This window comes from Streptomyces sp. YS-3 (assembly GCF_045257485.1).
Lineage (GTDB): Bacteria > Actinomycetota > Actinomycetes > Streptomycetales > Streptomycetaceae > Streptomyces.
Genome location: NZ_JBJHPC010000456.1, coordinates 1 through 5819, shown reverse-complemented (window position 1 = coordinate 5819; position 5819 = coordinate 1). Strand labels below are relative to the sequence as shown.

Here is a 5819-nt window from a genome sequence, read left to right as displayed (position 1 = left end):
GCTGGGGGAGCCGGGGTTCAGGGGCCAGGGCGGCGGGTGGAGCAGAGGACGGCCCGATGTGGCGCACGTCTTCACCTTCTGGGAGAGCCGCGCCTTCTACGACTCCTTCATGGCGCGCGCCCACGACCGGCTCGCCGCCGCGCAGTCCGGTACGTACAAGGACGCGCGCGCCAAGCTGTTCGACCACCGCTTCGACGTGAAGACCGGCTTCGAGGCGCGCTTCACCGACGCGGACGTGGTGCGGGTGGCGCACTGCCGGGTGCACGCCGACCGCGTGGAGCACTTCACCTCGGCCCAGGAGCGCATCTGGAACCCGGCGATGGCCGGGTCGCCGGGGATGCTGCGCGGGATGTTCGGTGAGGCCCCGGGGCAGGAGTTCCTGGTGCTGTCCATGTGGCGGTCGGCGGCCGAGCACGGCAAGTACCGGGCCGACCGGGTGGAACGGCTCACACTGCGGGCGGGGACGGCCGCCGACGTGGCGGGCCTGTCGGGGGCCGTCGTCGACCTGAACCCCAGCTGGACGGTGTGAGCGATACGCCGGATGGCGGCCGGACGGATGCTCGGAAGCCGGACCGGCGATCTAGGGTTGACGCATGGCAAGACCGCGTCGCATCGTCCTCGTCCGGCACGGCGAGTCGGAGGGGAACGCCGATGACACCGTGTACGAGCGCGAGCCCGACCACGCGCTGCGGCTCACCGAGGCCGGGCGGCGTCAGGCCCGGGCGACCGGGGAGCGGCTGCGGGAGATGTTCGGACGCGAGCGCGTCAGCGTGTACGTCTCGCCCTACCGGCGCACCCACGAGACGTTCCGGGAGTTCGGCCTCGACCCGGAGCTCGTGCGGATCAGGGAGGAGCCGAGACTGCGCGAGCAGGACTGGGGGAACTGGCAGGACCGCGACGACGTCCGCCTGCAGAAGGCCTACCGGGACGCGTACGGGCACTTCTTCTACCGCTTCGCGCAGGGCGAGTCGGGGGCGGACGTGTACGACCGGGTGGGGTCGTTCCTGGAGAGCCTGCACCGCAGCTTCGAGGCCCCGGACCACCCGCCCAACGTGCTGCTCGTCACCCACGGACTGACGATGCGGCTGTTCTGCATGCGCTGGTTCCACTGGACGGTGGCGGACTTCGAGTCGCTCTCCAACCCGGGGAACGCGGAGACCAGGACGCTGCTGCTGGGCCCGGACGGGCGGTACACGCTGGACCGGCAGTTCGAGCGGTGGCGCGTCCCCGAGCCGTACGGCAGCACCGGATAGAGTGGGTGTGCGATGACCGCTGACTCCACACTCGACTCACGCTTCGAACGCGCGCTGGCCAGCCTGCGCGGGCTGGCGGTGGGAGACGCCCTGGGCTCCCAGTTCTTCGTCCCCGCGCACTATCCGCTGCTCAAACGGCGCGAGCTGCCCGCGGGCCCCTGGCAGTGGACCGACGACACCGAGATGGCGTGTTCGGTCCTGGCCGTCCTGGCCGCCCACGGCCGGATCGACCAGGACCGCCTCGCCCGCTCCTTCGCCGAGCACCACGACTTCGACCGGGGGTACGGCCCGGCCGTCAACCGGATGCTGCGGCTGATCCGGGAGGGCGGGGACTGGCGGGAGCTGGCCGCCGAGCTCTTCAACGGGCAGGGCTCGTGGGGCAACGGCTCCGCGATGCGGATCGCGCCGCTGGGCGCCTGGTACGCGGACGACCCCGAGCAGGCGACCCACCAGGCCGAGATCTCCTCGTACACCACCCATCAGCACCGCGAGGCCGTGGTGGGCTCGATGGCGGTCGCCGCCGCCGCGGCGCTCGCCGCCGACCCGGCCGGCCCGCCGACCCCGGCGGCGCTGCTGGACGGTGTCGTCGCGCTGGTGCCGCGCAGTGCGGTCGGCGCGGGGCTGCGGCGGGCGCGGGACATGCTGGACTACGGGGACCCGGCCACGGTCGCCGCGGTGCTCGGGTGCGGGCGGCGGACCAGCGCGCACGACACGGTGCCGTTCGCGCTGTGGTCGGCGGCGCGGGGGCTCGGGGACTACGAGACGGCGTTCTGGACGACCGCGCAGGTGGGCGGGGACGTCGACACCACCTGCGCGATCGTCGGCGGAGTGATCGCGGGTGCGGTGGCCGGGGCGCCCCCGGCCGAGTGGCTGGCGCGGACCGAGGAACTGCCGCGGTGGGTCCCGGCGAGGGCTTCGGCCTGAGCCGTTCCTCGCCGGGGCCCGGGCCCGGCGGGCGCGTCAGCCCGCCGGGACGCCCGCCTTGCCGCTCAGCGCCTCCAGATCGCTTCTGCGGACCTGGATGACGAAGACCGAGACCAGCACGGCGAGCCCCACCAGCGCCACGGCGGCGATGAAGGCGGTGCCGATGCCGTGGGCCAGCACCTCGTCGCTCCAGGGCGCGGGCAGCTGGTGCGTCCGGGCGAAGACGGCCTTCTGCTCCGGGGAGCCGTGCGCGAGGAAGTCCTTGAGCTGCGTCCTGCCCTCGTTCCGGCCGGCGGTGCCGAAGACCGTGGTCAGGATGGACAGGCCCAGCGCGCCGCCGACCTGCTGGGTGGTGTTGAGCAGGCCGGACGCGGCTCCCGACTCGCTGTCGGCGATGCCGGAGACCGCGGTGAGGGTGAGGGTGACGAAGTTGAGGCCCATGCCGAAGCCGAAGAGCAGCAGCGGGCCGATGATGCCGCCGGTGTAGGTGCTGTCCGGGTCGATCAGGGTGAGCCAGGCCATGGCGCCCGCGGTGATCAGCGAGCCGGTGACCACGATCGGCTTGGGACCGATGCGCGGCAGCAGGTTCGTGGCGAGCCCGGCGGCGAGCACGATGGCCAGGGTCGAGGGGAAGAACGCGATGCCGGCCTTGACCGGGCTGTAGTGCAGCACGTTCTGCACGAAGAGCACGATGAAGAAGAACATGCCGAACATGGCCGCGGCGAGGCTCAGCATGATCACGTACGTACCGGAGCGGTTGCGGTCGGCGAACATCCGCAGCGGAGTGATCGGCTGCGGGGAGCGCCGCTCCACCGCGACGAAGGCGAGCAGCAGGACGACGGCCGCGCCGAAGGACGCCAGGGTGAAGCCGTCGCGCCAGCCCTCGTTCGCGGCCCGGATGAACCCGTAGACCAGTGCGGCCATGCCACCGGTCGAGGTGAACGCGCCGGCCAGGTCGAAGGTGCCGGGGTGGCGCTCGGACTCCCGGATGCAGCGGGGCGCGAGCGCGGCGATGACCAGGCCGATGGGGACGTTGACGAAGAGCACCCAGCGCCAGTTGAGCCAGTCCGTGAGCATGCCGCCCGCGATGAGGCCGATGGCGCCGCCGCCCGCCGAGACGGCCGAGAAGACGCCGAACGCCCGGTTGCGTTCGGGGCCTTCGGGGAACGTCGTCGCGATCAGGGCGAGCGAGGTGGGGGAGGCGATCGCGCCGCCGATGCCCTGGAGGGCGCGGGCGGCGAGCAGTTGCCAGGGCTCCTGGGCGAAGCCGCCGAGCAGCGAGGCGAGGGTGAAGACGAGGATGCCGGTAATGAACATCCGGCGCCGCCCGAGCAGGTCGCCGGCCCGGCCCCCGAGCAGCAGCAGCCCGCCGAAGGTCAGCGCGTAGGCGTTGATCACCCAGGTCAGGTCGCTGGTGGAGAAGCCGAGGGAGGTCTGGATGTGGGGGAGGGCGATGTTCACGATCGTCGCGTCCAGGACGACCATCAGCTGGCACATCGCGATGACCGCGAGGGCGACGCCCTTGCGGTCGGGGCGCGGGGGGTGCGGTCGGGTGCCGGGCTTCGCGTCTATCTGATCTGACGTCATAAAGGGTCCCCTCAAGACGTACTAGGAAACGCCACCGTTCACTAAGAAGACCCTAGCGAGCCCGCGAGAGTGAACACAAGCGTTCACTAGGGGAGTTGGAGCAGGCGGGCGGCCGGGTGGGGACCCCGTACGGGGGGTCCCGGGACGGCGTTCCTGGTCAAACCGCTGAGGGGCGACCACCATAGGGAGGCGGACCCCGTCCCCAACGGAGAGAAGACGATGGCTACTTCGCGCTGGGCAACCGCCGACGAGGCCCCGCCCCGGCCGCGGGTCTCGCCGCGCCGACGGGGCCCCGTCCTGGAGCGGGCGATCCTCGACGCGGCCCTGGAGCAGTTGAGCACGGTCGGCTGGAACGCCCTGACCATGGAGGCGGTGGCCGCCGGGGCGCAGACCGGGAAGGCCGCGGTGTACCGGCGCTGGTCCTCCAAGGAGGAGCTGGTGGTGGACGCCCTGCGGTCCGGGTTCCCCGATCTGGACCGCGCCGAGGACCACGGCTCGGTGCGCGAGGACCTCTACCAGCTCTGTCTGCGGCTGCGCGGGGCGATGTACTCACGGTCGGGGTTCGCGCTGCGCTCGGTGCTTTACGAGTGCGACGCCGCCAGCGCCGACCGGTTCCACGGCCTGGTCCTGCGGCGCCTGGTCGAGCCCGCCCAGCGGCTCTTCGGGGAGGTCGTCCGGCGCGGGATCGCCCGGGGCGACGTACGGGCGGACGCCCGCGCGGACGTGATCTTCGACGTGATCCCCGGGCTGATGATGTTCCGCGCGAAGGTACGCGGAAGCGAATGGCCCGACGAGGCGGTCGCGGAGATGATCGATCACGTGATGGTGCCGCTGCTGCGGGCCGGGAGGGGCTGATCGCGGCGCCCGGGGCGGTGTGATCCGGGTGTGCGGGAGGGGGTGATCGGGCCTGCGGTCGGGGCTGCCGGCGGCCCGGGACGGCCTGATCGCGTGTGCGGGAGGGGCTGGCCGGGTGGGCGGTCCGCCGGTACGGGGTGGCCGGGGTGTTCTCGGCGGCGCGGGCGGCGTAACCTTGCTGGCGCCATGCCGTACGAACCACCCACCCACACCGTCGAGCGCTCACTTCGCGCCACCACCGGATGCAAGATCATCGCCGGTGTCGACGAGGTCGGACGCGGGGCGTGGGCCGGTCCCGTCACGGTGTGCGCCGCGATCACGGGGCTGCGCCGGCCGCCCGAGGGTCTGACCGACTCCAAGCTCATCAGCCCCAGGCGCCGGCTCGAACTGGCGGGGGAGCTGGAGTCCTGGGTGACGTCGTACGCGCTCGGGCACTCGTCCCCGCAGGAGATCGACGAGCTCGGAATGACCGCCGCGCTCCGTCTCGCCGCGGGCCGCGCGCTGGACGCGCTCCCGGTACGCCCGGAGGCGGTGATCCTCGACGGCAAGCACGACTACCTCGGCGCGCCGTGGCGGGTCCGTACCGTCATCAAGGGGGACCAGTCCTGCGTCGCGGTCGCGGCGGCCTCGGTGATCGCCAAGGTGCGCCGCGACGCGATGATGGCCGAACTCGGGGGAGCGGCCGGGGAGTACGAGGTGTTCGGCTTCGCCGACAACGCCGGCTACCCCTCGCCCACGCACAAGACGGCGCTGGAGGAGCTGGGGCCGACCCCGCACCACCGGATGTCCTGGGCGTACCTCGACGCACTGCCGCGCTGGCGGCACCTGAAGAAGGTCAGGATCCCGGCGGCGGCCACCGCCCTGGAAAGCGGGGGCCAGCTCGGCTTCGACTTCTGAAATCCCTGGACTTTCCCCGCCCTTTACGGGGAGACTCCGCCCCGATCGCACTTTTGTGCCCACCCGGTGGTGCCCCATTCACCGGCGTTTGATAGACCTTTACCCATGCCTCTCATCCCCGAGGAGCCTCAGATTCACGAGAGCGCCCAGGGTCCCCGCGTCACTCCGGCCGCCGGCCGCACCGCGCCGACCCCCCGTCCCGTTCCTGGTCCGCGTACCGCGGTCACGCCGCGTCCCGGTCGTCCGGGGCCCGGCTCCGCCCGGCCCGCGCCCCCCGCGCAGCGCACGCACTCCGGTGCCGCC

6 protein-coding genes and 1 pseudogene are annotated in these 5819 nt (G+C 72.5%); 6 read left to right on the top strand and 1 reads right to left on the bottom strand.

All coding sequences use genetic code 11. The features are described 5' to 3' along the window. Position 1 precedes the first annotated feature (1 nt). The 3 genes from ACJA3G_RS28030 to ACJA3G_RS28020 all read left to right on the top strand — a co-directional run bounded on the left by ACJA3G_RS28030 (position 2) and on the right by ACJA3G_RS28020 (position 2177). Positions 2-529 (top strand): DUF4937 domain-containing protein, encoded by a 528-nt coding sequence (locus ACJA3G_RS28030; RefSeq protein WP_406555826.1) that lies wholly within the window; start codon positions 2-4, stop codon positions 527-529. Positions 530-593: 64 nt separating this feature from the next. Beyond that, positions 594-1253, top strand: coding sequence for a histidine phosphatase family protein (locus ACJA3G_RS28025; protein WP_406555825.1), 660 nt, complete (start codon positions 594-596; stop codon positions 1251-1253). A gap of 12 nt (positions 1254-1265) precedes the next feature. Beyond that, positions 1266-2177, top strand: a complete 912-nt coding sequence (locus tag ACJA3G_RS28020) for an ADP-ribosylglycohydrolase family protein (protein WP_406555824.1) — start codon at positions 1266-1268, stop codon at positions 2175-2177. Positions 2178-2213: 36 nt separating this feature from the next. On the opposite strand, the gene ACJA3G_RS28015 is transcribed toward ACJA3G_RS28020, so the two are convergent. Next, positions 2214-3764: an MFS transporter gene (locus tag ACJA3G_RS28015; RefSeq protein ID WP_406555823.1), complete on the bottom strand. Its 1551-nt coding sequence runs from the start codon at positions 3762-3764 to the stop codon at positions 2214-2216. A 219-nt stretch (positions 3765-3983) separates the two neighbouring features. Here ACJA3G_RS28015 and ACJA3G_RS28010 point away from each other — a divergent pair, with 219 nt between their 5' ends. The 3 genes and pseudogenes from ACJA3G_RS28010 to ACJA3G_RS28000 all read left to right on the top strand — a co-directional run. Continuing rightward, positions 3984-4619, top strand: coding sequence for a TetR/AcrR family transcriptional regulator (locus ACJA3G_RS28010; protein ID WP_406555822.1), 636 nt, complete (start codon positions 3984-3986; stop codon positions 4617-4619). 186 nt (positions 4620-4805) lie between these two features. Beyond that, positions 4806-5516 carry a ribonuclease HII gene (locus ACJA3G_RS28005; protein WP_406555821.1) on the top strand — a complete coding sequence of 237 codons (711 nt, stop codon included), beginning with the start codon at positions 4806-4808 and terminating at the stop codon, positions 5514-5516. Between the two features lie 105 nt (positions 5517-5621). After that, positions 5622-5819: pseudogene (locus ACJA3G_RS28000) on the top strand (hypothetical protein); the annotation flags it as partial.